The organism is Hymenobacter wooponensis (assembly GCF_004745865.1).
Taxonomy (GTDB): domain Bacteria; phylum Bacteroidota; class Bacteroidia; order Cytophagales; family Hymenobacteraceae; genus Hymenobacter; species Hymenobacter wooponensis.
Window position 1 is genome coordinate 364,958 of sequence record NZ_SRKZ01000003.1, and the last position, 22,556, is coordinate 387,513.

The window sequence follows — 22,556 nt, forward strand, 5'->3', positions numbered from 1 at the left end:
ACTTTCCCGACTGACTATAATGGCAACTATCACCAAAGAAGACGTCCTCAAGGCCTTGAGCTACGTGGAGGAGCCCGACCTGGGTAAAGACCTCGTGACGCTCAATATGATTGAGGACGTGGCAATTGAAGGCAACCGAGTGTCGTTTACCGTGGTGCTGACTACCCCAGCCTGCCCCCTCAAGCAGCTCATTCACGATGCCTGCGAGCGGGCCATCCATACGATGGTTGACAAAGATGCCGAGGTAGTGATTGTGATGACGTCGCGCGTGACGACCATGCGCGAAAACCGCGACCTGCTGCCCGGCGTGAAAAACATCATTGCCATTGCCTCGGGCAAGGGCGGCGTGGGCAAGAGCACCGTCACGGCTAACTTGGCCATTGCCCTGGCCCAATCCGGCGCCAAGGTAGGCCTGGTTGACGCCGATATTTCCGGCCCCAGCATGCCCTTGATGTTTGGCGTAGAATCAGCCCGCCCGCACGTGTACCAGACGCCTGAGGGCCGCAACCTCATCCAGCCGGTAGAGGCGCACGGCGTGAAGCTGATGAGCATTGGCTTCCTGGCCCCGGCCGAGTCGGCTATTGTGTGGCGCGGCCCCATGGCATCATCGGCCCTGAAGCAGTTTATCACGGAGGTAGACTGGGGCGAGCTGGACTACCTGCTCCTCGACATGCCTCCCGGAACTTCCGATATTCACCTGACCATGGTGCAGACGGTGCCCGTTACCGGCTCGCTCATCGTGACTACACCGCAGAAAGTGGCCCTGGCCGATGCCGAGAAAGGCCTGCAGATGTTCCGCCTGCCCCAGATCAATGTGCCGGTGCTGGGTATTGTGGAGAATATGGCTTGGTTTACGCCCGCCGAGCTGCCCGAAAACAAGTACTTCATCTTCGGGGAAGGCGGCGGTCAGCAACTGGCTGATAAGCACGAGGTGCCGCTGCTAGGCCACATCCCGCTGGTGCAGGGCATTCGCGAGAACGGCGACCAGGGCACGCCCGCTATCCTGCAGACCGGCACACCCGCCGCAGCCGTGTTTGAGCAGTTGGCCGAGGACTTAGCCCGCCAGGTTTCCATCCGGAATGCAATGGCGCCCAAAACGAATGTTGTCCAGATGAATCGGTAATTGGTCCGATTCTTCTCTTCCGCTGACAGGTTGTGCCCAAGTAACAATCCGTCAGCGGCCTCGCCTGATTCACTTCTAACGCTATGCGAACTTCTGGGCAAGTTGAAAGGTTGATTTGCTGAGAAGCAAAAGCCCTATCTTTGCCCTACCCACCTGCTGATGGCCCGCCAAACTTCATCCGAATGCGGCGAAATCACGTTACTCAGCAAAACTCCACAATTCATGACTCATTCCGCCGCCGTAGAAAATCATCCGCTCCTGCCCCGTATTGAGCAGGCCCTGGACACCATCCGGCCGTACCTGGCTGCCGACGGAGGCAATGTGCGCGTGCTGGACATCACCGACGATATGACCCTGCAGCTGGAGCTCTTGGGCGCCTGCGGCACCTGCCCCATGTCGCCGATGACGCTCAAAGCCGGCGTAGAGGAATCGGTAAAAAAGGCCGTGCCCGAAATCCGGGCCGTAGAAGCCATCAACTCCACGCCCATGGCGGAGCAGCCCGCCGGCCAAACCGGCCACCCGGTGTCTCCTGCTCCTGTGCCAACGCCACAGTTTTAATTTCCGAGTATTCTTTATGCAAAAAGGCCGGCTTCTCTACTTAGAGGCCGGCCTTTTCTATTACCTACTCCGGGTGTTGGTCTTTTGTGAAGTAGTAATAGATAACGTACAACCAGCCCAATAGCCCATGAATGATTGCCCAGAGTATAGATTTGTTTCTAGACCACGATAAGGCAACTGCTATTACCCCGCCTAGACCAATACCATTATTGACTGAAGTATTTCCTCCCGGTTGGTGATTCTGCCCGAGAGCCACTAGGGAACGAGAAATCAAAAAGGAGCTCAGTAAAAAGGGTTGTCTAAATCTCATCTAACACGATTGCTTAGCTAAGTAATAATGGGTACAATTTGGAGCAATAAAGTCTCAATATAGCGTCCGTTTCGGCATTAGAATCATTACCAGGCGTATTACCACAACTACTGCCCACATGGTACATGCGGAGGGCAAATCGTGCTATAGCCTCCTCAGGTGAATATTCGGCAAAGTGGCCTCATTCCGCCGCCCCCGTTACCTTTGCCGCTCCTTCCACCACCCTCTCCTATATGGCTAACCCGAACGACCCTGCGCTCCGCTCCTGGATTGATATTGCTCCTGAAAGTGATTTTCCCATTCAAAACTTACCGTTTGGCGTGTTTGAAACCGATGAGCGGGGGCCACGCCTGGGCGTAGCCATTGGCGAGTACGTGCTGGACCTGTACGCCGTGTCGCAGTTCGGTTTCTTTGAGGACCTGGACCTAGGCCCCAAGATGCCGAAGATATTCCGGCGGCGCAGCCTCAACCAGTTTATTGCGCTGGGCCGACCAGTATGGCGGGCTGTGCGCCAGCGCGTGTCGGAGCTGCTGCGGCACGACAACGCAGCCCTGCGTTCCGATGAGGTGATGCGTGAGTGCTTGGTGCGCCAAAGCGAGGTGCGGATGCTGCGCCCCGTAAAGCCCCAGAACTACACCGATTTTTACAGCAGCATTGAGCACGCCACCAACGTGGGCATGATGTTCCGCGACCCGACCAACGCCCTGCTGCCTAACTGGCGCCACATTCCTATTGGCTACCACGGCCGAGCCAGCAGCATTGTAGTAAGCGGCACCGATATCCGCCGCCCCAACGGGCAGCGCAAGGCCCCCGATGCTACCTCCCCCTCCTTCGGCCCCAGCCAGCAGCTTGACTTTGAGCTCGAAATGGCCTTCGTGGTGGGCCGCGGTACCCAGCTAGGCGACACCGTGCCGTTGCAGAATGCGGAAGACTACATCTTTGGGCTGGTGCTGTTTAACGACTGGAGCGCCCGCGATATTCAGAGCTGGGAATACGTGCCGCTAGGCCCCTTCCTGGGCAAGAGCTTCGGCAGCAGCGTGTCGCCGTGGGTGGTGACACTGGATGCGTTGGAGCCCTTCCGGATAGCCGGCCCGGTGCAGGAGCCCGAGCCCCTGCTCTACCTGCGCCAGCTCGACGAGCACAACTTCGACATCAACCTGGAGGTAGGAATTCAGCCCGAGGGTGGCCTAGAAACCGCCGTTTCCCGCTCCAACTTCGGCCTCATGTACTGGAGCATGGCCCAGCAGCTCACCCACCACGCCTCCAACGGCTGTAACCTGCAGGTGGGCGACCTGTACGCCTCGGGCACCATCTCAGGCACTAGCCCCGACTCCCTCGGCTCCATGCTGGAGCTGGCGTGGCGCGGCACCCGGCCTGTGCCCCTGGCCGACGGCTCTGAGCGCAAGTTCTTGCAGGACGGCGACACCGTGACCATGCGCGGCTACTGCGAGCGGGAAGGCCTCCGCATTGGCTTTGGGGAGGTAACTGGCAAGGTGCTGCCTGCTCCTTTCCTCTAGGCCACTCTCTTACGCCCCTTTTGAACCGATAACAACCAGCCCCTTCATGCATGCAGGGGCTGGTTGTTTTTCTATATCTACTCCAGTACCCCTTTTGCGCATCAAGCGGCTACCAGGGCTGTGCTGCTCCTAACTAGACAGGCCTAGCACCGGGTTGTTAAACGTCAGGCGTTCGTGTAGGCCACGTTGAACTGCCCATGGCGATAGCGCACCTTGGTAATAGAGCCGTAGTCAATATCCAACCGGAAAGCATTGCTTAGCGGCAAACCGAGGCAGTGGCAGAGCAGGCTGCGGATTACGGCCGAATGGCTTACGATAATGAGAGTGGCATTCGGCTCAGCGGCGGCCAGGACCTCCGTTAGAAACTCCGTGGCGCGGTCCTGCAGGCCCTGGAAGGTCTCGCCGCCGGGGGCAGGCACCCGCACGAAGTCAGCCATCCAAGGGTCTAGCTCGGTGGCAGGTAGCACGTCCCAAGGCTGCAGCTCCCACTGCCCAAAGTTGTATTCCATGAGGCGGTCATCCAGCGTCAGGCCCTCTGGCACCAAAGCCTCCGCCAGTTGGCGGCAGCGGCGTAACGGGCTGGCGTAGGCCACTACAGGGCCGGCGGCAAGCACCGGCGCCAGGCGGGCGCGTACGGCGGCCTCGTCCTCGGTGTAGGTGGCGGCCACTTCCACATCGGAGCGGCCGTAGCAGATGCCGGCGGCAGTGGCCACTCTGGTGTGCCGGATCAGGTAGATATCCATATTACCGCTCAAAAAAACGTAAGCTAAAGAACAAGTACACCACCACTTCCGCTACCTGCTGGGTAGCCCCGAGGCAGTCGCCGGTATAGCCACCAATCCACTTTTGAAAGTAGCGGGCCAGGTAGGCTTTCACCAACCAGAGCGGCAGCAGCACCAGCAGCAGCCAGGGGCTGCGCAGCCAAATAGCGTAGGCCAGCAGCGGCAACAGGCCTAGCGCTAGCCCCACGGCCAGCTCAGGCAGACTGAGCTTCTTGGCCACGGGCTTGGCCTTGCTGTCCTCGTTGGCGCGGGCGTACTCGTGGGTGTAAATGAAAGTAAGGGCTGTAGCCCGACTCAGTGCGTGCGCTACAATGAGCACCGGTATGATGGATTGAAGGATATTCAGGCTCCGGTAGTTTATCGTCTGCAGCGCGTAAAACTTAAGCGCCAGAATCAACCCCAAGCCGGCCGCGCCATAAGTACCCAGGCGGCTATCCTTCATGATATCAAGAATTCGCTCCTGGGTCCAGCCACCACCAAACCCGTCGCAGACGTCGGCAAAGCCGTCTTCGTGGAAGGCTCCCGTCATCAGAATGCTGGCTACCATGCTCAGAAGGAGGGCGAGATTTGGCGGGAAGAAGTATTGCAGCCCCCATAACGTTAGGCCCGCAACCCCTCCTACCAGCCAACCCATCACCGGGAAATAGATGGTGGATTTGTTCAGCAGCTCCTCGGAGTGGCCTACCCAGCGCGGGCAAGGTACGCGGGTGTAGAACATAAGGGCCGTAAAAAACAGCTCAACCTGGCGGCGCATCATACGGCAGAAGCAGGTTGCGGCGCGGCCTGACTAACGCCCGCGCTTTCAAACGAGGCCATTTCATTGAGGAAGCTTACGGCGGCCTGCAGCAGCGGGTAGGCCAGGGCGCAACCCGTGCCCTCCCCCAGCCGCAACCCCAGGCTTAGCAGCGGCCGGGCATTGAGGTGGCCTAGCAGCAGCCGGTGCCCCGTTTCTTCAGATTGGTGCCCGAACACGCAGTACTCCAGCACGGCGGGGTACAGCTTGGTGGTTACCAGCAGGGCCGCGGTGGCAATAAACCCATCAATGAGCAACAGCATCCCTGCCTCAGCGGCGGCCAGCATAGCTCCGGTCATCTGCGCAATTTCAAAGCCCCCGAAGGTAGCCAGTACCTCCAGCGGTGCCGATACGGCGGCGTGGGTAGCGGCAGCCGCAGTTAGTACGGCGGCTTTGTGGGCCAGTTGGTCATCATCTAGGCCAGTACCTCGGCCCAGGCAATCGGCCAGGGGCAGGCCCGTAAGACGGTGCATGAGCAGGGTAGCAGCGGAGGTATTGCCAATGCCCATTTCTCCAAAGCCAAGCACGTTGCAGCCAGTAGCGGCCACTTCACGGGCTAATTGAGCCCCAGCCTCCAGCGCCTGCTCGCACTGTGCAGCGGTCATGGCTGGCTCACGCAGGAAGCTGCGAGTGCCTTCGGCAATTTTCTGATCTGTCACGGCCGGAAAGTCAGCGAAACTGCCCTTCACGCCGGCATCAATAATGCGTAATGCCATGCCTTGCTGGCGGCAGAATACGTTAATAGCCGCGCCACCACTCAGGAAGTTCAGCACCATTTGGTACGTGACCTCCTGGGGGTATTTGCTGACTCCTTCTGCGGCAATGCCATGGTCGGCGGCAAACACCAGCATATGAGGCTGCTGCAACTTCGGCGTCAGGGTTTGCTGCACGAGCGCCACCTGCCGGGCCAACTGTTCTAGTTGCCCTAAAGCTCCGAGAGGCTTAGTCTTCGTGTCGATTTTGTACTGGATAGCGGCAGCTAAGCTCTGGTTGAGCGGCCGGAGATGGAAGTGGGGCATGCGGGCGGATTTTGGCGTGAAGGTAGGGGCAGTTTGCTACATCTACCCGTGGCCGGCACAGCTTCAGCTTAGGCGCGCCCGACAGCAGCACTGGCCTACTGGCTAGCATACCATAAGCACAGCAGTTTCACGAGCGGCACACGCCTGCCCTTCCCCACATTTTCAGTCGTGGCACCAAGCGGTATAGAGGCTAGGAGATGAGGCATTCGGTATGAGTGATTAGCCTACATTATATAATGGGCTGCAAGCACAAATCAAACTCAGCAGCAAACTAAAATAAATAATCACAGCAGTTATTATTCAGCAAATAAGTCACCACTTAACTACGTAAACTCAATCGAAGAAATACGTAAAATATTATTAAGTATTCGACGCATTAATAATTTTACTTGATTATTGACGAGTTTATAATAAAAATATATTCTATCAGTTTGTTTCAATTATTCTTACTTCTACTTATCAACAAAAACTAACCTTATGAGAAGTGCACACTAGTACTGCTGAGCACCTCAAGTTAACTATAATACTTCCAATGTACATCATAAGCAATATAGGCCCTAAAAGTGTCTTTCTAAGCTATTTATCCTAGTCTTGGCTGCAAAAAATTATTACAAACCAGCTCCTCAGATAAAACTTATAACATCACTTGAATAAAATATAATCAGCTCATCTATTTTATAGCAGAGCTTATAAGTTGAAGTTTTCCTGGCATCATCTTCATCATCATCTTCATCAACAACCCCTCTCCTACTCACTGCGTTTTTCCAATTAAATCAGCATTAAAGCTATTTCTCAATAACGCCAACTAATGCATTTAATAAACAACCGAAAAGCGCTGATAAGTGGTGGTGGTTCGGGCATCGGGCGGGCCATAGCAGAAAAACTTTCTGCAAGTATTCCGCTCGCCGTTGCCGACCTGCAGCCTGGCAATTTACCAGCGACTGTTGTGGCGGTGCCCTGCGATGTTACATCGGGGCCGGAGGTAGACCGGCTGTTTGACCGGGTGCAGGCGGAGCTAGGCCAAATAGATATTCTGGTGTGCAGCGCGGGACGGGGCATTCAGGAAAAGCTTACCGAAGGCGACCCGGAAAAGTGGCGTCAGATTATAGAAATCAATCTGCTGGGGGCGCTGCGCCTGGTGCGGGCCTTTGTGCCGGGCATGATGGCCGCCGGCCGCGGCGACGTGGTATTCATTTCCTCAGTAGCGGCCGGACAGGCCTACGCCTACGGAGGCGTGTACGCGGCCACAAAAGCGGCCCTGGAAACCGTAGCCGAAACCCTGCGCCAGGAAACGCTGCCCCACGTGCGGGTAACGGTAGTGGCGCCCGGCGTCACGGACACGGCCTTTTTTCAACATACGGTATCCGGCTTCCATACCCCCGCCTCCATTGGCTACGGCGCCCTCTCCGCCGAGGAAGTAGCCGACGCGGTGCTCTACGCCCTCAGCCAACCCCCGGAAGTCTCCCTCAATCACATCACTATTCGCCCCACGGCTCAACCGTTCTGATTCTCCCCTTTAAAGCCAAGCATATGAAAAAGACAGTCTTAATCACCGGCGGGGCCGGCTTTATTGGCTCCCACCTCGCCGACGAGCTGCTCAGCCAAGGGTATGCCGTGCGCGCCCTTGATAATCTTTCTGAGCAAGTGCACGGCCCGGAGCGGGCCCGCCCCGACTATCTGGCCGAAGAGGTGGAGCTGATTGTGGGCGACGTGCGCGACCCCAAGGCCGTAGCTCGGGCCCTGGAGGGCGTGGATGCGGTGTTTCATTTGGCGGCCATGGTGGGCGTGGGCCAGAGCATGTATGAGATTAAGGAGTACACCGACGTAAACAACCTCGGTACGGCCGTGCTGCTGGAGGCCCTCATCAAGCACCCGGTGGCTAAGCTGGTGGTGGCCAGCAGCATGAGCATCTATGGCGAAGGCATCTATAAAAATGCCCAGGGTGAGGTGGTAAACGTAGCGGAGCGCAGTCTGGAGCAGCTGAAGGCCGGGCAATGGGAGCCGCTTGATGAGCAGGGCCGCCCGCTGCAGCCAGTTCCTACCACTGAAAATAAAATCCCCTGCTTGTCGTCAGTGTATGCGCTGGCGAAGTACGACCAGGAGCGGCTGTGCCTGATGGTGGGGCGGGCCTATAATATCCCGACGGTGGCCCTGCGCTTCTTTAACGTGTACGGCACGCGGCAGGCGCTTTCCAACCCCTACACGGGCGTACTGGCCATTTTTGCCTCCCGCCTGCTCAATAACAACGCGCCCATGATTTTCGAAGATGGCGAACAGCAGCGCGACTTTGTGCACGTGCGGGATGTGGCCTTGGCTTGCCGTCTGGCGCTGGAAAAAGACGAGGCCGACGGGCAGGTATTCAACGTGGGCAGCGGCAACAACTACACCATCCGGGAAATAGCCGACCGCCTGGCCACGGTGCTTGGCAAGCCCCACCTGCGCGCCCAAATAACCGGCAAGTACCGCGTCGGCGACATCCGCCACTGCTACGCCGACATGACCCTGGCGCAGCAGAAGCTGGGTTTTTATCCGCAGGTGGAGTTCAACAGTGGCCTAGAGGAGCTGGCCTTCTGGTTGGAAGGGCAGATTGCTTACGACCGGGTAAATGAGGCCAGCGCCGAGCTGGCAGCCCGTGGCCTGACGGTGTAAGGCTGGCCTCTGTAGAAATCTATTACCCTGAAAGCGAAGAACATGAATAGCATAGAGAATTCTGCCACCACCGCCCGCCCCACAATAGGCCTACTAGAGTGGTTTCGGACGGGTGAGTACGAGCGGGTAGAGCAGGTACTGGCCGAATTGCAGGAGCTGGGCGTTACGGAGTTGCGCACCGGCGTTTCCTGGGCCGATTATTTCACCGCCGAGGGCAAGGCCTGGTACCAATGGCTGCTCCCCACGCTGGCCCGGCAGGTGCAGGTGCTCCCCTGCTTTCTGTACACGCCGCCCTCCTTAGGTGTGAGGCCCAAAACCTCCTCGCCGCCCCGCAACCTCAAGGCCTACGCCGATTTTCTGGATGTATTTATCTCCGATCTGGGCGAGCATTTTGAATGGGTAGAGCTCTGGAATGAGCCCAACAACCGCACCGAGTACGATTTCACGCTTGACTACGGCTGGTACAAGTTTGCCGAAATGGTGGGCGGCGCGGCCTACTGGGCCAAGCAGCGCGGCAAAAAAACCGTGTTGGGCGGCATGAGCCCCATCGACCCCAACTGGCTGCACGTAATGTTTGAGCGCGGTGTGATGCAGTACATCGATGCCGTGGGCATTCACGGCTTTCCGGATGTGTTCGACCAGCTCTGGGACGGGTGGGATGCCAACATTGAAGCGATACGCCAGGTCCTGCGCGAGCACAGCTCCACCGCCGAGCTCTGGATTACGGAAGCCGGCTTCTCTACCTGGCAGTATGATGAGTTTAAGCAGTTGCAGGAGTTCAAGAAAGCGCTGCGGGCCGATGCAGACCGCGTGTACTGGTACGCCGCCCGCGACTTAGACCTGAGCCACTCCACGGTGGGCGGCTTCCACGTAGATGAACGCGAGTATTACTTTGGGTTGAAGCGAACTGATGGTACTCCCAAACTCCTCTACCGCATGTGGGCCACCCACGGCCTCGATGGCCTGGAAGACCTGGCCTACATCAAGCGCGGCGACGAAACCCTGACCTCTGAGTCTTACACGCTGATAACCGGCGGCGCCGGCTTCGTGGGCACTAACCTGGCCAAGCGACTGCTGGAAATGGGCAAGCGCGTGCTGGTGTTCGATAACCTCTCTAGGCCAGGCGTGGAGCGCAACCTGCAGTTCCTGCACGACACCTACGGCGACCGGCTGGAGGTGTACGTGGGCGACATCCGGGACCTGGAAACGGTAAAGCGCGTGATGCGCAACGCCGAGGCCGTGTTCCACTTCGCCGCCCAGGTGGCCGTTACTACTTCCCTGGACTTCCCAATCAACGATTTCACCATCAATGCCCGCGGCATTATCAACGTGCTGGAAGCCATTCGGGCCCAGCCAACGCCGCCGGCCCTGGTATTTACTTCCACCAACAAGGTATACGGTGGCCTAGAGGACCTGCAGTTTGTGGCCAACGATACCCGCTACTCCCCCACCAACAAGCAGGTGCAAGCCCACGGCATCAGTGAGCAGCGCGCCCTGGATTTCCACTCGCCCTATGGCTGCTCCAAAGGCACCGCCGACCAATACGTTATCGACTACTCGCGCTCCTTTGGCCTCCAGACGGTGGTATTCCGAATGAGCTGCATCTATGGGCCACACCAGTACGGCAACGAGGACCAGGGGTGGGTGGCACACTTCGCTATTCGGGCCATTGAAAACCAGCCCATCAGCATTTACGGTGATGGCAAGCAGGTGCGCGACGTGCTGTTTGTGGAAGACCTGGTGGACGCCTTTCTGCTGGCTCACAAGCACATGCCGCGCCTGGCCGGGCAGGCCTTCAACATTGGGGGCGGGGTTGATAACACCGTGAGCCTGCTGGAGCTGCTGCAGATGCTAGGCCAGTACAAAGGCGAGAAAATCCCGCTCAGCTTCGGCGACTGGCGCACCGGCGACCAGCACTACTACGTCTCCGATATCAGCAAATTCCGGCAGGCCACGGGCTGGTACCCGAAGCACAACGTGCAAACCGGCGTGGCCAAACTCTACCAGTGGCTTTGCGAAAGCAGGGGCCTGGAAGTACCCGTGCTCCTGCCCGCGGCGCAGGCAGAAGAACACGCTCGCACTTCATCCAAAACCGTTAAAAAAGTAGCCGTAGCCTAATGCAAACCGACCTGCTATCTGATTCAAGCGCCATTGCTGAACCCCAGGCTACCACTATGCTCGCCGCCGTACTAACGGCCCCCGGCCAGGTAGAAACCCAGGAGCTGGCCCTGCCGCAGCCCGCAGCCGGGCAGGTGCGCCTGCGGCTGGAAGGCTGCGGGCTGTGCGCCTCCAACATTCCGGTGTGGGAAGGCCGCGAGTGGTTTTCTTACCCCGTAGAAGCCGGCAACCCCGGCCACGAAGGGTGGGGAGTAATTGATGCTGTGGGCGAAGGTGTGACTGGCCTAACGCCCGGCGACCGGGTAGCGGCCCTCTCCTACCACGCCTACGCCGAGTATGATGTGGCCGAGGCTACCAACGTAGTGAAGCTACCGGCCTCGCTGGCGAGCCGCCCCTTCCCCGGCGAGCCGCTGGGCTGCGCCATGAACATCTTCCACCGTAGCGACATCCGGGCAGGCCAGACGGTGGCCATCATTGGCATTGGGTTTCTGGGGGCGCTGCTGGTGCAGCTGGCGAAGCACGCTGGTGCCCACGTTATTGCCCTCTCCCAGCGCGATTTCTCCCTGGATGTGGCCCGGGCAAACGGCGCCGATGAAGTCATTAAGCTGGATGACCACTGGCGCATTATTGAGGAAGTAAAGCAGCTGACCAACGGCCAGTTTTGCGAGCGGGTGCTGGAATGTACCGGCAAGGAGTGGCCGCTGAACCTGGCTGGGGAGCTGTGCGCCGAGCGAGGCCACCTGATTATTGCCGGCTTTCATCAGGATGGCATGCGCCAGGTGAACGTGCAGCTCTGGAACTGGCGCGGCCTCGACGTCATCAATGCCCACGAGCGCGACCCACGGGAGTACATCAAAGGCATAGAAGCCGCCGTGGAGGCAGTGGAGCAAGGCGTGCTCCGCCCCGATGCCCTCTACACCCACCACTACCCCCTGGAGGAAATGCAGGAGGCCTTCACAGCCCTGAGCAACCGCCCCGATGGCTTCATGAAAGCCCTGATATCCTTCTAGTAATCGTGCCGCAACACGTGCGCCATTGTTTCCGGTTGCGGCCAGGTCTCACGCCCTTCCTCGCTAATCTCCTTTCTCATGTCCGAATCTATTCTGCAGGAAACTGCTGCTCCTGCTGCTACATCCGCCACCATTACTCCCAAACTGGGCTTTTTGGGTGTGGGCTGGATTGGCCGTAACCGCCTAGAAGCCATTGCTCAGCACACGGCCGCCGAGGTGGCCTACGTAGCCGACCCGGTCCCGCAAAACACCACCGATGCCCTGAAAAGCGCCCCTACCGCCGTTGCAGTAGAATCCTTGGAAGATTTGCTAAGCCAGCCGGACCTAGATGCGGTGGTTATTGCTACGCCCAGCGCCCTGCACGCCGCGCAAAGCATTCTGGCGCTGGAGGCTGGCAAAGCCGTGTTCTGCCAGAAGCCCCTGGGCCGCAATGCCGCTGAGGCTCGGGCCGTGGTGGAGGCCGCCCGGCAGGCCGATAAGCTCTTGGGCGTCGACCTCTCCTACCGCCACACGGCTGCCATGCAGCGCGTGTATGAAGTGGTGCAGTCGGGGGAGCTAGGCCAGGTGTACGCCGTGGAGCTCGTATTTCACAACGCTTATGGCCCCGATAAGCCCTGGTTTTACGACCCCAAGCTCTCGGGCGGGGGCTGCGTCATCGACCTGGGAGTGCACCTGGTTGATCTGGCGCTCTGGGCCTTGAGCTTCCCGGCGGTGCGGCAAGTGCAGAGCCGCCTGTTTGCCAAAGGCCAGCCCCTCACCGACCCCAACACCCATGTGGAAGACTATGCCTCGGCCAGCATTGAGCTGGCTACCGGTACTCACGTGCAGCTTAGCTGCTCCTGGAACCTGCCGGCCGGGCAGGAAGCCATTATCAGCGCCACCTTCTACGGTACCAATGGCGGTGTGGCGTTCCGCAACATCAACGGCTCTTTCTACGATTTCGTGGCCGACCGCTACTACGGCACCCACACCGACCGCCAGGTGTCGCCGCCGGATAGCTGGTCGGGCCGCGCCGCCGTGGTATGGGCCGAGCGCCTGGCCCAGGGCGCAACCTTCACCGAAGATGCCGAGGAGCTGGTGCGCGTGGCGGAAGTACTGGATAGGATTTACGGCCGGTAGAAGACTGGCTTCATACTAGCCAGCCGAGGATGTGGCGCATTAAGCCAGTGCTCGAACCATTTCTCTCGGCCGTTTAGTAGCAGAGGCCTAGGCCAGTCGTGGGCTCTCTAGGCCAGTTGAGTAGCCAGTGGGGAGATGCATGCCTACGACAACCTCCAGTCCGAAAAGCGAAGCACGCCCCCTATACCCATCCCAAGCAGCCCTACAACTCAACTGCCCATGCGTACGACTTTTCCAGCCAACATCCTGATGACCGCCGACACGGTGGGGGGCGTGTGGACGTATGCGCTGGAGCTCAGCCAAGCCCTGGCCCCCTACGGCACCCGGGTAGCATTGGCCACCATGGGCGCCCCGCTCACCCAAGCGCAGTGGAATCAGGTGGCCGATATTCCTACCCTTACCGTTTACGAAAGCACTTATAAGCTGGAGTGGATGGACGACCCCTGGGAGGACGTAGCGCGGGCCGGCGAGTGGCTGTTGCAGCTCGAAGCACAGGTGCAGCCCGACGTGGTGCACCTCAACGGCCTGGTACACGGCAATCTCCCCTGGCGTACGCCTACGCTGGCGGTAGTGCACTCTTGTGTACTCTCGTGGTGGCAGACCGTGAAGGGTGAGGAGGCACCCGCTTCCTGGCACCGCTACCGCACCGAGGTACAAAGTGGCCTACGTGCCGCCGATGTGGTGGTAGCTCCTACGGCCACGCTCCTGGGCCAGGCCGAGCAACTGTACGGGCCTTTCCGGCAGCAGGCGACAGTGTATAACGGCTTGCATTTGAAGCACTTTCGCATGGCTTCTAAAGAACCCTTCATATTCAGCATGGGGCGGGTATGGGATGAGGCCAAGAACATTTTGCTGCTGGCCGAAATAGCCGAACAGCTTCCCTGGCCCGTCTACATTGCTGGCAATGCCCAGCACCCTGCTACTGGCCAGCACCTTAAGCTACCGAACGTGCATTTTCTCGGGCAGCTCTCGGCGCACGCGGCGGCCGATTGGCTTAGCCGCGCCGCCATTTACGTGATGCCCGCCAAGTATGAGCCCTTCGGCCTGACGCTGCTGGAAGCGGCACTCTCCGGCTGCGCGCTGGTGGCCGGCGACATTGCAACCCTGCGCGAAGTGTGGGGTGAAGCGGCTTGCTATGCTCTGCCCGCGGATGGCAAGGCCCTGGCCTCTACTATCAAAGGGCTGATTGAAAACACCCTACTTCGCCAGCAAATGGCTGACCGCGCCCGGAAGCAAGCCAGCCGCTACACCACCGAGCAGATGGCCTTGGCCTATGGCCGGCTGTACCACCAGTTGCGCCCAAAGGCGGCGGGGAGCCGCTTCGCTGCCCTAGGTAGCACACTAGGCCTAGCGGCTCTTGAATAGCCACACGAGTGGCGCCAGCTGGCGCCTCAGCATTCCTTCCTTTTGCCCATGAACATCGTCCTCTTTTATCACTCCATTTTATCAGACTGGAACCACGGCAATGCGCACTTTCTGCGGGGCATTGTGCGGGAGCTGCAGCAGCGCGGCCACCAGGTACAGGTATTTGAGCCCCAAGACGGCTGGAGCCTGCAAAACCTGCTGGAAGGCTACGGGCCGGAAAAGCTGGATGAGCTGCAGCACTACTACCCCGGCATCAGCACCAACTTCTACACCGCCGACACGCTGAATCTGGACGCGGTACTGCACGACGCCGACCTGGTGCTGGTGCACGAGTGGAACGACCACGCCCTAGTTAAGCGCATTGGGGAGCACCGCAGCCGCAGCCGCTACCAGCTGCTTTTCCACGACACCCACCACCGGGCCGTGACTGAGCGCGAGAGCATGGCCCGCTACGACCTCACCCACTACGACGGCGTGCTGGCGTTTGGCCAGGTGATTCGGGACTTATACCTGCAGCAAGGCTGGACCACCCGCGCCTGGACCTGGCACGAGGCCGCCGACACCAGCGTTTTCTACCCCCACCCCCGCCCCGCCACCTACGACGGCGACCTGATCTGGATTGGCAACTGGGGCGACGAGGAGCGCACCGCCGAGCTGCACGAGTTTCTCATCAACCCGGTAAAGGAGCTGGGTCTGCGGGCCAAAATTTATGGGGTGCGCTACCCCGAGCACGCGCTGAAGTCGCTGCAGGATGCGGGCATTGAGTACGGCGGCTGGCTGCCCAACTACAAAGCCGCCGAGGAGTTTGCCCGCTACCGCGTAACGGTGCACGTACCCCGCCGCCCCTACGTGGAGGCCCTGCCTGGCATTCCCACCATTCGCCCATTTGAAGCCCTGGCCTGCGGTATCCCCCTGATTTCTTCACCCTGGGATGATGCCGAGCACCTGTTCACGCCCGGCCAGGATTTCTTGGTAGCCCGCACTGGCACCGAGATGAAACAGTGCCTGCACACCGTTCTCACCGATGAGGCACGGGCTCAGCAACTGGCAGCCCACGGCCTGGAAACCATTCGGCGTAGCCACACCTGTGCCCATCGCGTCGATGAGCTGGAACGCATCTGCCAGGAGCTCGGCCTCAAAGTAAAAGCACTTAAAAAGGCAGCGATAGCCGAGAGCTGAAAACAAGCTCCCCCAGATGATTCCGCGCATCGAGCAGCGTGAGGTTAGGGGTGCTTGACTGGCCTAGGGCTTTAGCGGAACAGTTCTTACAGCTGCCCCCGCTGGCTATACGCCACAGGCTCCCCTCACATTCTGCCTCCACCTCCCACACCCATCCTCTCTCCCATGAAGACCTCAAAACTCCATATTGCCTTCTTTGGCTCCAGCCTGGTGTCAGCGTACTGGAATGGCGCGGCCACCTACTACCGTGGCATTGTGCGGGCCCTGCACGCCCGCGGCCACCACGTTACGTTCTACGAGCCCGACGCCTACGACCGGCAGCAGAACCGCGACATTCCGGACCCCGAGTACGCTACTGTAGTGGTATATGAGGCCACCGAAGATGCCGTGCACCGCTGCCTGGCGCAGGCCGCTGCCGAAGCCGATATGATAGTGAAAGCCAGCGGTGTGGGGGTGTTTGATGAGCTGCTGGAACGTGAAGTGGCGAAACTGCGGAGTGATGACCGGCTGGTGGTGTTCTGGGATGTGGATGCTCCCGCCACCCTCGACCGGGTACACGCCAACCCCAACGACCAGTTTCTTGGCCTGATTCCGCTTTATGATTTGGTGCTAACCTACGGGGGCGGCGACCCGGTTATCAGGGCCTACGAGGCGCTGGGGGCCCGGCAGTGCGTACCCATCTACAACGCCCTCGATACTGCCACCCATTACCCCGTAGCCCCGGAAGAGCGCTTTGCCTGCGACCTGGCCTTCCTCGGCAACCGCCTGCCCGACCGCGAAGCCCGCGTGGAAGAGTTCTTCCTGCGCCCGGCGGCGGCCACGCCCTCCCAAACCTTCCTGATTGGGGGCAGCGGCTGGGCCGATAAGCCCATGCCCGCCAATGTGAAGTACGTAGGCCACGTGTACACCAACGACCACAACGCCTTCAACTGCACCCCCAAAGCGGTGCTCAACATCAGTCGCGAGAGCATGGCCCGCTACGGCTTCTCGCCCGCCACGCGCGTGTTTGAGGCGGCCGGCGCCGGGGCCTGTATCATCACCGATTACTGGGAGGGAATTGATATGTTCTTCGAGCCGGATCAGGAGATTTTGGTGGCCAAAGATGGTGACGACCTTGCCGCCATTATAGCCACCCTGACCCCGGAGCAGGCCCGCACCATTGGGCAAGCCGCTTACCGCAAAGTGCTAGCCGCGCACACCTACGAGCATCGCGTAGAGCAGCTGGAGCAGGTGCTTAACGGTGAATTTGTTAAGGGTGAAGTGGTGAAAGATGAGGTAGTGAGGTGAAGCGCTATGGCAGTTTCACGGCCAGTACTGGCCTAGCTTCTGCTCGGTAGCACAGAAGCTTGAGAGTGAGCAGCCCGTCAGAACGACCAGGACACCTCGCACATCTTTTCATCTTCACCATCACACCACTTGCCATGAACATCGTCATTCTAGGCCTCTCGATAACTTCCAGCTGGGGCAACGGCCACGCCACCACTTTCCGGGGTCTGGTCAGGGAGCTAACCAAAAACGGCCACCAGGTGCTGTTTCTGGAGCGCGACGTGCCCTGGTATGCCAATAGCCGCGACCTGCCCAACCCCGATTTCTGCCAGCTGGCACTTTACTCCTCGCTAACCGACCTGCAGGCCCGCTTCTGGGAGCAAGTGCGCGAAGCCGACCTGGTGATAGTGGGCTCCTACGTGCCCGAGGGCGTGGCCGTGGGCGAGTGGGTGGTGCAAACGGCTCAGGGCATTAAGGCTTTCTACGACATTGACACGCCCGTGACCCTGGCCAAGCTGGAGCGCCATGACTATGAGTACCTGCACCCGCGCCTGATTCCGCAGTACGATTTGTACCTGTCGTTTACCGGTGGGCCCACCCTGCAGCGCCTGGAGCGCCAGTACGGCTCGCCCATGGCCCGGCCCTTCTACTGCTCCTTCGACCCTGCTTTGTACTACCCCGAGCCCCAGACCCTGCAGTGGGACTTAGGCTACCTAGGCACCTACTCCGAGGACCGGCAGCCACCACTGGAAAAGCTTATGCTCGACGCGGCCCGCCAGTGGCCTACGGGCCGGTTTGTGGTGGCCGGGCCGCAGTATCCGACCTCGGTGCAGTGGCCTAGCAACACCCACTACATTCCGCACTTGCCGCCCGCAGAACACCGCACCTTTTATAACGCCCAGCGCTTCACCCAGAACATCACCCGCGCCGATATGATAGCGGCCGGCTACTCCCCCAGCGTGCGCCTGTTTGAAGCCGCCGCCTGCGGCACGCCCATCATCTCCGACTACTGGGACGGGCTGGACTCTTTCTTTGCCTTCGATGAGGAGATTCTGGTGGCCTACACCGCCGCCGATACGCTCAGCTACCTGCAGGAGCTAAGCGAGGCGGAGCGCCAGGCCATGGGGGAACGAGCCCGCCAGAAGGTCCTGACGTACCACACCGCCGCTCACCGCGCCCAAGAGCTGGAAAGCTACGCCCGTGAGCTGGCCGGAAAGCAGGAGCTGGAAGTCAGGGGCTAGAAGGTAGAACGTCACGGCAAAACGCAAACTCAAGGCCACTGGCCATACACTCCTAGCTCCTCCTTCCAAACACCTTCTCCCATGAGCATTCAAGACGAAATCGAGCAGCTCGGCCCCTGGTTCCACAACCTGCATCTACCAGATGGTGTGCAAACGGCGCCTCACCATACCCTCGGCGACTTTCCCGCCTTTAAGTGGCAAGAGCTGCAAGGCCACATTCCGGCAGACCTAACAGGCTGGCAGGTGCTGGATGTAGGCTGCAATGCGGGCTTCTATTCCCTGGAGCTGGCCAAGCGCGGCGCACACGTATTGGGTATCGACGTGGACCCGCACTACCTGCGCCAGGCGGAATGGGCCGCCCGTCAGCTAGGCCTCTCCGACCGCCTCGAGCTCCAACAGATGCAGGTATATGACGTGGCCCGCCTCGACCGGCAATTTGATTTGGTGTGGTACATGGGCGTGCTCTACCACTTGCGTTACCCCCTGCTCTCCCTCGATATCCTTTCCCAGAAAACCCGGCGCCTCATGGTGTTCCAAACCCTGACCATGCCCGGTGAAGAAGCCCAGGAAGCTCCCTCCGACTTTGGGCTGCACGACCGGCAGCAGATGCTGGCCCCAGGTTGGCCCAAAATGGCCTTCATCGAAAACAAAATGGCCGGTGACCCCACCAACTGGTGGGCCCCCAACCACGCCGCCGTTGAGGCCATGCTCCGCTCCTGCGGCCTGCGCATAACACAACGCCCCGGCCACGAAATGTACCTCTGCGAGGTAGACGAGCAGTTGCGCCAGAACCAGCACTGGAACCAGTCGGAGTACCTTTCGGCGGTGGGGCTGGAGTGGCAGCAGGCGGTGCAGGAAAAGGTAACGGGCAAGAACACCTACATGGTAGCCGGCGCCAACGGCCACCACTAGTGTATCTTTTGCGCCCCCAACTGGCCTAGGCCAGTTGGCACGTACTCTTTCTTTGCCCGACTGCTCCCCATGAACCCTGAAATAACTCCCTGGAAAACGCTGCACTCAACCCTGGTTTTCGACCACCGGTGGTACCGGCTGCGGCGCGACCATGTGCAGCTACCCAGCGGGCAGGAGCTGGACGACTACTTCGTGAGCGTACGCCCCGATGTGGTGCTGACGTTCCCCCTGACCGCCGATAATCAGGTGGTGCTAGTGCGGCAGTACAAGCATGCAGCCGGCGAAGTGCTTATTGAGCTGCCCGGCGGCGTTATTGATGTGGGCGAAACCAACCCTGCGGCTGCGGCCCAGCGGGAGCTTCTGGAAGAGACCGGCTACACCTCCTCCGAAGTAGAGCTGCTGTTGCAGGTCAGCGACAACCCCACCAAGGACACTAATAGAATTTACTTCTACCTGCTTCGCAACGTGCATCAAGTAGCCGAGCAAAACCTGGACCCTTCAGAAACTATCGAAGTCCTGACGGTTCCGCTTGCCGACGTGGAGCAGATGATCTTTAGCGGCCAGATCAGGGTTTCCGGCTCGGTGGCCCTCTGTCTGCTGGCCCTACGAAAACTGGAACGGGAAATGGCCTAGCCATCGGCTGCTCTCAGACTGACTTCCCCAGCTTGATAATTTAGGAACAACTAGGCCCTTATTAGCAGTAAGCCAGTGGCCTAGAGCCACGTTCTAACGTACGCAGTTCCTTTGCTGTGCCCAGGACGACGGGGCGTTGCTAAACGTGCTAACCCAATGGGCTGCAGGCATCTTGCTTGCTATGATGAATGATTTAGCGCCACGTCAGGAGGTAGCGTCTTTTTGCTCCATCTTTTCCTGCTTTTTCTCAATGGTATCCAGCACATGCTCGGGCTGCACGTCCTTGGCTAGCTCGGGAATCTCAGGGTCGGCGGCCGCTTCAATATTCATTTTGCGCGCCATTTCAGTGACCAGTATGACTAACCGTGTGATTTCGTGCTCCCCCAGCAAGCTCACTTGCAAGTTGAGCTCCGCCCGTTTCTCAGCCAGCGCCGACGTTCGGTTTTGACTGATGAGCACAAAAGTGGATAGGAAGATGGCCTCCACCGACGCGAACATGGCCAGCACCACAAACGACGGATCGAACGGCTTGAGTCCCAACCAGCCCACGTTCCACAGAATCCAGCAGCCAAACAGTACCAGGTGAATAAGCACAAAGGTGATGCTGCCGGTGAAGGCCGTCACTGCATCGGCCAGACGGTCTTGCCACCCTTTTTGCTGCTCCTGCTCTTGTTGGCGTTTTAGCAGCGCCTCAATATTACGTTCCACCACACGTGCCATCCCGGGCTTGGGGGGTGGTACTGCAGATGGTGTGTTTTCGGATTTCATACTGCATCACTATGTATAAAAACCACATACGAAAACGATTCATAAAAATCTCAACAATAACATCTTACACCCTATCAATCAAACCTTTAATTTCAATATTTACCCCTCTGCCAATTTCGCAGCTCAACGCTATTCACCAGCTGATTCATACGCACGGCAGCAGCGCCTAAAAAGCCAACAAGCCGACTCTTGCGGACCGGCTTGTTGCGTTTGAAGAAAAGCAAGCGGGCTTACTTGCGGCCCTCAATAATCTCATCTACCACCGCAGGGTCAAGTAGCGTGGTAGTGTCGCCGAGGTTGCTGATTTCGCCCTCCGCCACTTTGCGCAGAATGCGGCGCATGATTTTGCCCGAGCGCGTTTTCGGTAGGCCACTCACAATCTGAATTTTATCTGGCTTGGCGATTTTGCCAATTTGGGCCACGATAGTTTCAATGATACTGGCCTCAATATGGGCCTTGTCTTTTGTGGCAGCAGCGGGGCGGCAGATGACGTAGGCGTAGATGCCTTGCCCCTTCACATCGTGCGGGAAAGCCACCACCGCCGACTCTACCACATTCTGATTCTGGTTGATGGCGTTTTCAATTTCGGCGGTGCCGAAGCGGTGACCGGATACATTAATCACGTCATCTACGCGGCCAATAATGCGGTAGAGGCCGTTCTCGTCGCGGCGGGCACCGTCGCCGGTGAAGTAATAGCCCTTGTAGGGCGCGAAGTAGGTTTGCACGGCCCGCTCATGGTCGCCGTAGGTTGTCCGGATGATGCCGGGCCAGCTGTGCTTGATGGCAAGGTAGCCTTCTTCGTCGTTGCCCTCAATCTCTTTGCCCTCCTGAGTGAGCAGCACGGGCTGCACGCCGGGCATGGGCAGGCCCGCGTGGGTGGGCTTGCTGGGCGTGATGCCCGCCATGGCCGAAATCATGATGCCACCGGTTTCAGTCTGCCACCAAGTGTCTACCACGGGGCAGCGCTCCTTGCCCACGTGCTGGTAGTACCAGTACCAGGCCTCTTCGTTGATGGGCTCCCCTACCGAGCCCAGCACCCGCAGAGAGTCGAGGGAGTAGCTGAGCACGTTGTCCAGCGGGGCAGCCATGAGGCTGCGGATGGCCGTGGGCGCGGTGTAGAAAATGCTGACGGAGTGCTTGTCAATTACTTCCCAGAACCGGCCGGCATCGGGGTACGTGGGGATGCCCTCAAACATGAGCGAGGTGCTACCGGCCAGCAGCGGCCCGTAGAGCAAGTACGAGTGGCCCGTCACCCAGCCAATATCGGCGGTGCACCAGTAAATGTCGTTTTCCTCAATCTGGAACACGTTGCGGAACGTGTAATCAGCCCACACCATGTAGCCGGCGGTGCTGTGTACCACGCCTTTGGGCTTGCCGGTGCTGCCAGAGGTATAAAGGATGAACAGCGGATCTTCGGCGTCCATTTCCTCGGCGGGGCAGGTTTTGGGCACGTCCTCAGCTTCCTCGTGGTACCATACGTCGCGGCCCTCGTGCATGTGCACGGGCCAGCCTAGGTGCTCCACCACAATCACGCGGCGCACACCGGGGCAGGTTTCCAGGGCCTCATCTACCACGCGCTTCACCGGAATTTGCTTGGCGCCGCGGTTCAGGCCATCGGCGGTGAGCACCACGGTGGCCTGGGCATCGTTCACGCGGTCGGCAATGGCGGTGGCCGAGAAGCCCGCGAAAATCACGGAGTGCACCGCCCCAATGCGGGCGCAGGCCAGCACCGCAATGGCCAGCTGCGGAATCATGGGCATGTAGATGCACACCCGGTCGCCCTTCTCCACGCCGTTGTTGTGCAGCACGTTGGCAAACTTGCACACCTCCTGGTGCAGCTCCCGGTACGTGAGGCGCAGGTGGCGAGTCTTGGGGTCGTTGGGCTCGTAAATAATGGCCAGCTTATTAGCCCGCGAGGCCAGGTGCCGGTCCAGGCAGTTTTCCGTGATGTTCAGGCGGGCGCCCTGGAACCACTCGTTGCGGCCGGCGGCCATGTCGGAGTCCAGCACCTTGCTCCACTTGCGGCGCCAGGTAAAGGGCTCGGCCACCTCGGCCCAGAACTGCTCGGGGTTTTCTACGCTGCGGCGGTAGGCCTCGTGGTACTCTTCGAGGGAGCGAATGCGGGCGTGTTTGGTGGTGGGATTGTCAGGCATGATCTATAGGAGTTAGGGAGTTGTGTGTACGTGTGAGAAAG

The 22,556-nt window shown here is 59.4% G+C and carries 19 protein-coding genes; 14 read left to right on the plus strand and 5 right to left on the minus strand.

The window, feature by feature from the left end; all coding sequences use genetic code 11:
* Positions 1-19: 19 nt before the first annotated feature.
* The 3 genes from EU557_RS11870 to fahA all read left to right on the plus strand — a co-directional run bounded on the left by EU557_RS11870 (position 20) and on the right by fahA (position 3,508).
* Entirely contained in the window at positions 20-1,123 is a 1,104-nt protein-coding gene (locus EU557_RS11870) for an Mrp/NBP35 family ATP-binding protein (protein ID WP_135530672.1), read from the plus strand.
* Between the two features lie 222 nt (positions 1,124-1,345).
* Positions 1,346-1,681, plus strand: a complete 336-nt coding sequence (locus EU557_RS11875) for a NifU family protein (RefSeq protein ID WP_135436665.1) — start codon at positions 1,346-1,348, stop codon at positions 1,679-1,681.
* A 543-nt stretch (positions 1,682-2,224) separates the two neighbouring features.
* A complete protein-coding gene (fahA, locus tag EU557_RS11885) occupies positions 2,225-3,508 on the plus strand; it encodes a fumarylacetoacetase (protein WP_135530674.1) in 1,284 nt (427 codons plus the stop codon).
* Between the two features lie 164 nt (positions 3,509-3,672).
* On the opposite strand, the gene cobC is transcribed toward fahA, so the two are convergent.
* The 3 genes from cobC to cobT are packed head-to-tail and all read right to left on the minus strand — an operon-like array spanning position 3,673 to position 6,102.
* Positions 3,673-4,251, minus strand: a complete 579-nt coding sequence (gene cobC / locus EU557_RS11890; protein WP_135530675.1) for an alpha-ribazole phosphatase family protein — start codon at positions 4,249-4,251, stop codon at positions 3,673-3,675.
* Position 4,252: 1 nt separating this feature from the next.
* The gene (locus EU557_RS11895) at positions 4,253-5,047 is read right to left on the minus strand and encodes an adenosylcobinamide-GDP ribazoletransferase (protein ID WP_342588239.1); all 795 of its coding nucleotides are present in this window, start codon (positions 5,045-5,047) and stop codon (positions 4,253-4,255) included.
* Positions 5,044-6,102 (minus strand): nicotinate-nucleotide--dimethylbenzimidazole phosphoribosyltransferase, encoded by a 1,059-nt coding sequence (cobT, locus tag EU557_RS11900; RefSeq protein ID WP_135530676.1) that lies wholly within the window; start codon positions 6,100-6,102, stop codon positions 5,044-5,046. The genes EU557_RS11895 and cobT overlap by 4 nt, the downstream gene beginning before the upstream one ends.
* A gap of 808 nt (positions 6,103-6,910) precedes the next feature.
* On the opposite strand from cobT, the gene EU557_RS11905 reads away from it, so the two are divergent.
* From EU557_RS11905 to EU557_RS11955, 11 genes are all read left to right on the plus strand, one after another.
* Positions 6,911-7,609 carry an SDR family oxidoreductase gene (locus EU557_RS11905; protein WP_135530677.1) on the plus strand — a complete coding sequence of 233 codons (699 nt, stop codon included), beginning with the start codon at positions 6,911-6,913 and terminating at the stop codon, positions 7,607-7,609.
* A 23-nt stretch (positions 7,610-7,632) separates the two neighbouring features.
* Positions 7,633-8,751 (plus strand): NAD-dependent epimerase/dehydratase family protein, encoded by a 1,119-nt coding sequence (locus EU557_RS11910; protein ID WP_135530678.1) that lies wholly within the window; start codon positions 7,633-7,635, stop codon positions 8,749-8,751.
* Between the two features lie 42 nt (positions 8,752-8,793).
* Positions 8,794-10,869 (plus strand): NAD-dependent epimerase/dehydratase family protein, encoded by a 2,076-nt coding sequence (locus EU557_RS11915; protein ID WP_135530679.1) that lies wholly within the window; start codon positions 8,794-8,796, stop codon positions 10,867-10,869.
* On the plus strand, positions 10,869-11,879 hold the full coding sequence (locus EU557_RS11920) for an MDR/zinc-dependent alcohol dehydrogenase-like family protein (protein WP_210116029.1): 1,011 nt from the start codon (positions 10,869-10,871) through the stop codon (positions 11,877-11,879). Before EU557_RS11915 ends, EU557_RS11920 begins: the two co-directional genes overlap by 1 nt.
* Before the next feature lie 78 nt (positions 11,880-11,957).
* Positions 11,958-12,998 carry a Gfo/Idh/MocA family protein gene (locus EU557_RS11925; protein WP_135530680.1) on the plus strand — a complete coding sequence of 347 codons (1,041 nt, stop codon included), beginning with the start codon at positions 11,958-11,960 and terminating at the stop codon, positions 12,996-12,998.
* A 219-nt stretch (positions 12,999-13,217) separates the two neighbouring features.
* On the plus strand, positions 13,218-14,363 hold the full coding sequence (locus tag EU557_RS11930; RefSeq protein WP_135530681.1) for a glycosyltransferase family 4 protein: 1,146 nt from the start codon (positions 13,218-13,220) through the stop codon (positions 14,361-14,363).
* Between the two features lie 48 nt (positions 14,364-14,411).
* Positions 14,412-15,542, plus strand: coding sequence for a CgeB family protein (locus EU557_RS11935; RefSeq protein ID WP_135530682.1), 1,131 nt, complete (start codon positions 14,412-14,414; stop codon positions 15,540-15,542).
* Between the two features lie 165 nt (positions 15,543-15,707).
* Positions 15,708-16,829 carry a CgeB family protein gene (locus EU557_RS11940; protein WP_135530683.1) on the plus strand — a complete coding sequence of 374 codons (1,122 nt, stop codon included), beginning with the start codon at positions 15,708-15,710 and terminating at the stop codon, positions 16,827-16,829.
* 134 nt (positions 16,830-16,963) lie between these two features.
* On the plus strand, positions 16,964-18,049 hold the full coding sequence (locus EU557_RS11945) for a CgeB family protein (protein WP_135530684.1): 1,086 nt from the start codon (positions 16,964-16,966) through the stop codon (positions 18,047-18,049).
* Between the two features lie 81 nt (positions 18,050-18,130).
* Positions 18,131-18,961 (plus strand): TIGR04290 family methyltransferase, encoded by an 831-nt coding sequence (locus EU557_RS11950; protein WP_135530685.1) that lies wholly within the window; start codon positions 18,131-18,133, stop codon positions 18,959-18,961.
* A 69-nt stretch (positions 18,962-19,030) separates the two neighbouring features.
* On the plus strand, positions 19,031-19,594 hold the full coding sequence (locus EU557_RS11955) for an NUDIX hydrolase (RefSeq protein ID WP_135530686.1): 564 nt from the start codon (positions 19,031-19,033) through the stop codon (positions 19,592-19,594).
* A 204-nt stretch (positions 19,595-19,798) separates the two neighbouring features.
* Here EU557_RS11955 and EU557_RS11960 read toward each other — a convergent pair whose 3' ends face one another.
* Together EU557_RS11960 and acs are read right to left on the minus strand one after the other, a co-directional pair.
* Entirely contained in the window at positions 19,799-20,362 is a 564-nt protein-coding gene (locus EU557_RS11960; RefSeq protein ID WP_135530687.1) for a DUF1003 domain-containing protein, read from the minus strand.
* 230 nt (positions 20,363-20,592) lie between these two features.
* On the minus strand, positions 20,593-22,515 hold the full coding sequence (acs, locus tag EU557_RS11965; RefSeq protein WP_135530688.1) for an acetate--CoA ligase: 1,923 nt from the start codon (positions 22,513-22,515) through the stop codon (positions 20,593-20,595).
* Positions 22,516-22,556: the final 41 nt, after the last annotated feature.

Excerpts from the sequence above, each read along its gene's own strand:
- EU557_RS11870 (WP_135530672.1), top strand. The coding sequence starts at position 20 with ATGGCAACTATCACCAAAGAAGACGTCCTCAAGGCCTTGAGCTACGTG.
- EU557_RS11875 (WP_135436665.1), top strand. The coding sequence starts at position 1,346 with ATGACTCATTCCGCCGCCGTAGAAAATCATCCGCTCCTGCCCCGTATT.
- fahA (WP_135530674.1), top strand. The coding sequence starts at position 2,225 with ATGGCTAACCCGAACGACCCTGCGCTCCGCTCCTGGATTGATATTGCT.
- cobC (WP_135530675.1), bottom strand. The coding sequence starts at position 4,251 with ATGGATATCTACCTGATCCGGCACACCAGAGTGGCCACTGCCGCCGGC.
- EU557_RS11895 (WP_342588239.1), bottom strand. The coding sequence starts at position 5,047 with ATGATGCGCCGCCAGGTTGAGCTGTTTTTTACGGCCCTTATGTTCTAC.
- cobT (WP_135530676.1), bottom strand. The coding sequence starts at position 6,102 with ATGCCCCACTTCCATCTCCGGCCGCTCAACCAGAGCTTAGCTGCCGCT.
- EU557_RS11905 (WP_135530677.1), top strand. The coding sequence starts at position 6,911 with ATGCATTTAATAAACAACCGAAAAGCGCTGATAAGTGGTGGTGGTTCG.
- EU557_RS11910 (WP_135530678.1), top strand. The coding sequence starts at position 7,633 with ATGAAAAAGACAGTCTTAATCACCGGCGGGGCCGGCTTTATTGGCTCC.
- EU557_RS11915 (WP_135530679.1), top strand. The coding sequence starts at position 8,794 with ATGAATAGCATAGAGAATTCTGCCACCACCGCCCGCCCCACAATAGGC.
- EU557_RS11920 (WP_210116029.1), top strand. The coding sequence starts at position 10,869 with ATGCAAACCGACCTGCTATCTGATTCAAGCGCCATTGCTGAACCCCAG.
- EU557_RS11925 (WP_135530680.1), top strand. The coding sequence starts at position 11,958 with ATGTCCGAATCTATTCTGCAGGAAACTGCTGCTCCTGCTGCTACATCC.
- EU557_RS11930 (WP_135530681.1), top strand. The coding sequence starts at position 13,218 with ATGCGTACGACTTTTCCAGCCAACATCCTGATGACCGCCGACACGGTG.
- EU557_RS11935 (WP_135530682.1), top strand. The coding sequence starts at position 14,412 with ATGAACATCGTCCTCTTTTATCACTCCATTTTATCAGACTGGAACCAC.
- EU557_RS11940 (WP_135530683.1), top strand. The coding sequence starts at position 15,708 with ATGAAGACCTCAAAACTCCATATTGCCTTCTTTGGCTCCAGCCTGGTG.
- EU557_RS11945 (WP_135530684.1), top strand. The coding sequence starts at position 16,964 with ATGAACATCGTCATTCTAGGCCTCTCGATAACTTCCAGCTGGGGCAAC.
- EU557_RS11950 (WP_135530685.1), top strand. The coding sequence starts at position 18,131 with ATGAGCATTCAAGACGAAATCGAGCAGCTCGGCCCCTGGTTCCACAAC.
- EU557_RS11955 (WP_135530686.1), top strand. The coding sequence starts at position 19,031 with ATGAACCCTGAAATAACTCCCTGGAAAACGCTGCACTCAACCCTGGTT.
- EU557_RS11960 (WP_135530687.1), bottom strand. The coding sequence starts at position 20,362 with ATGAAATCCGAAAACACACCATCTGCAGTACCACCCCCCAAGCCCGGG.
- acs (WP_135530688.1), bottom strand. The coding sequence starts at position 22,515 with ATGCCTGACAATCCCACCACCAAACACGCCCGCATTCGCTCCCTCGAA.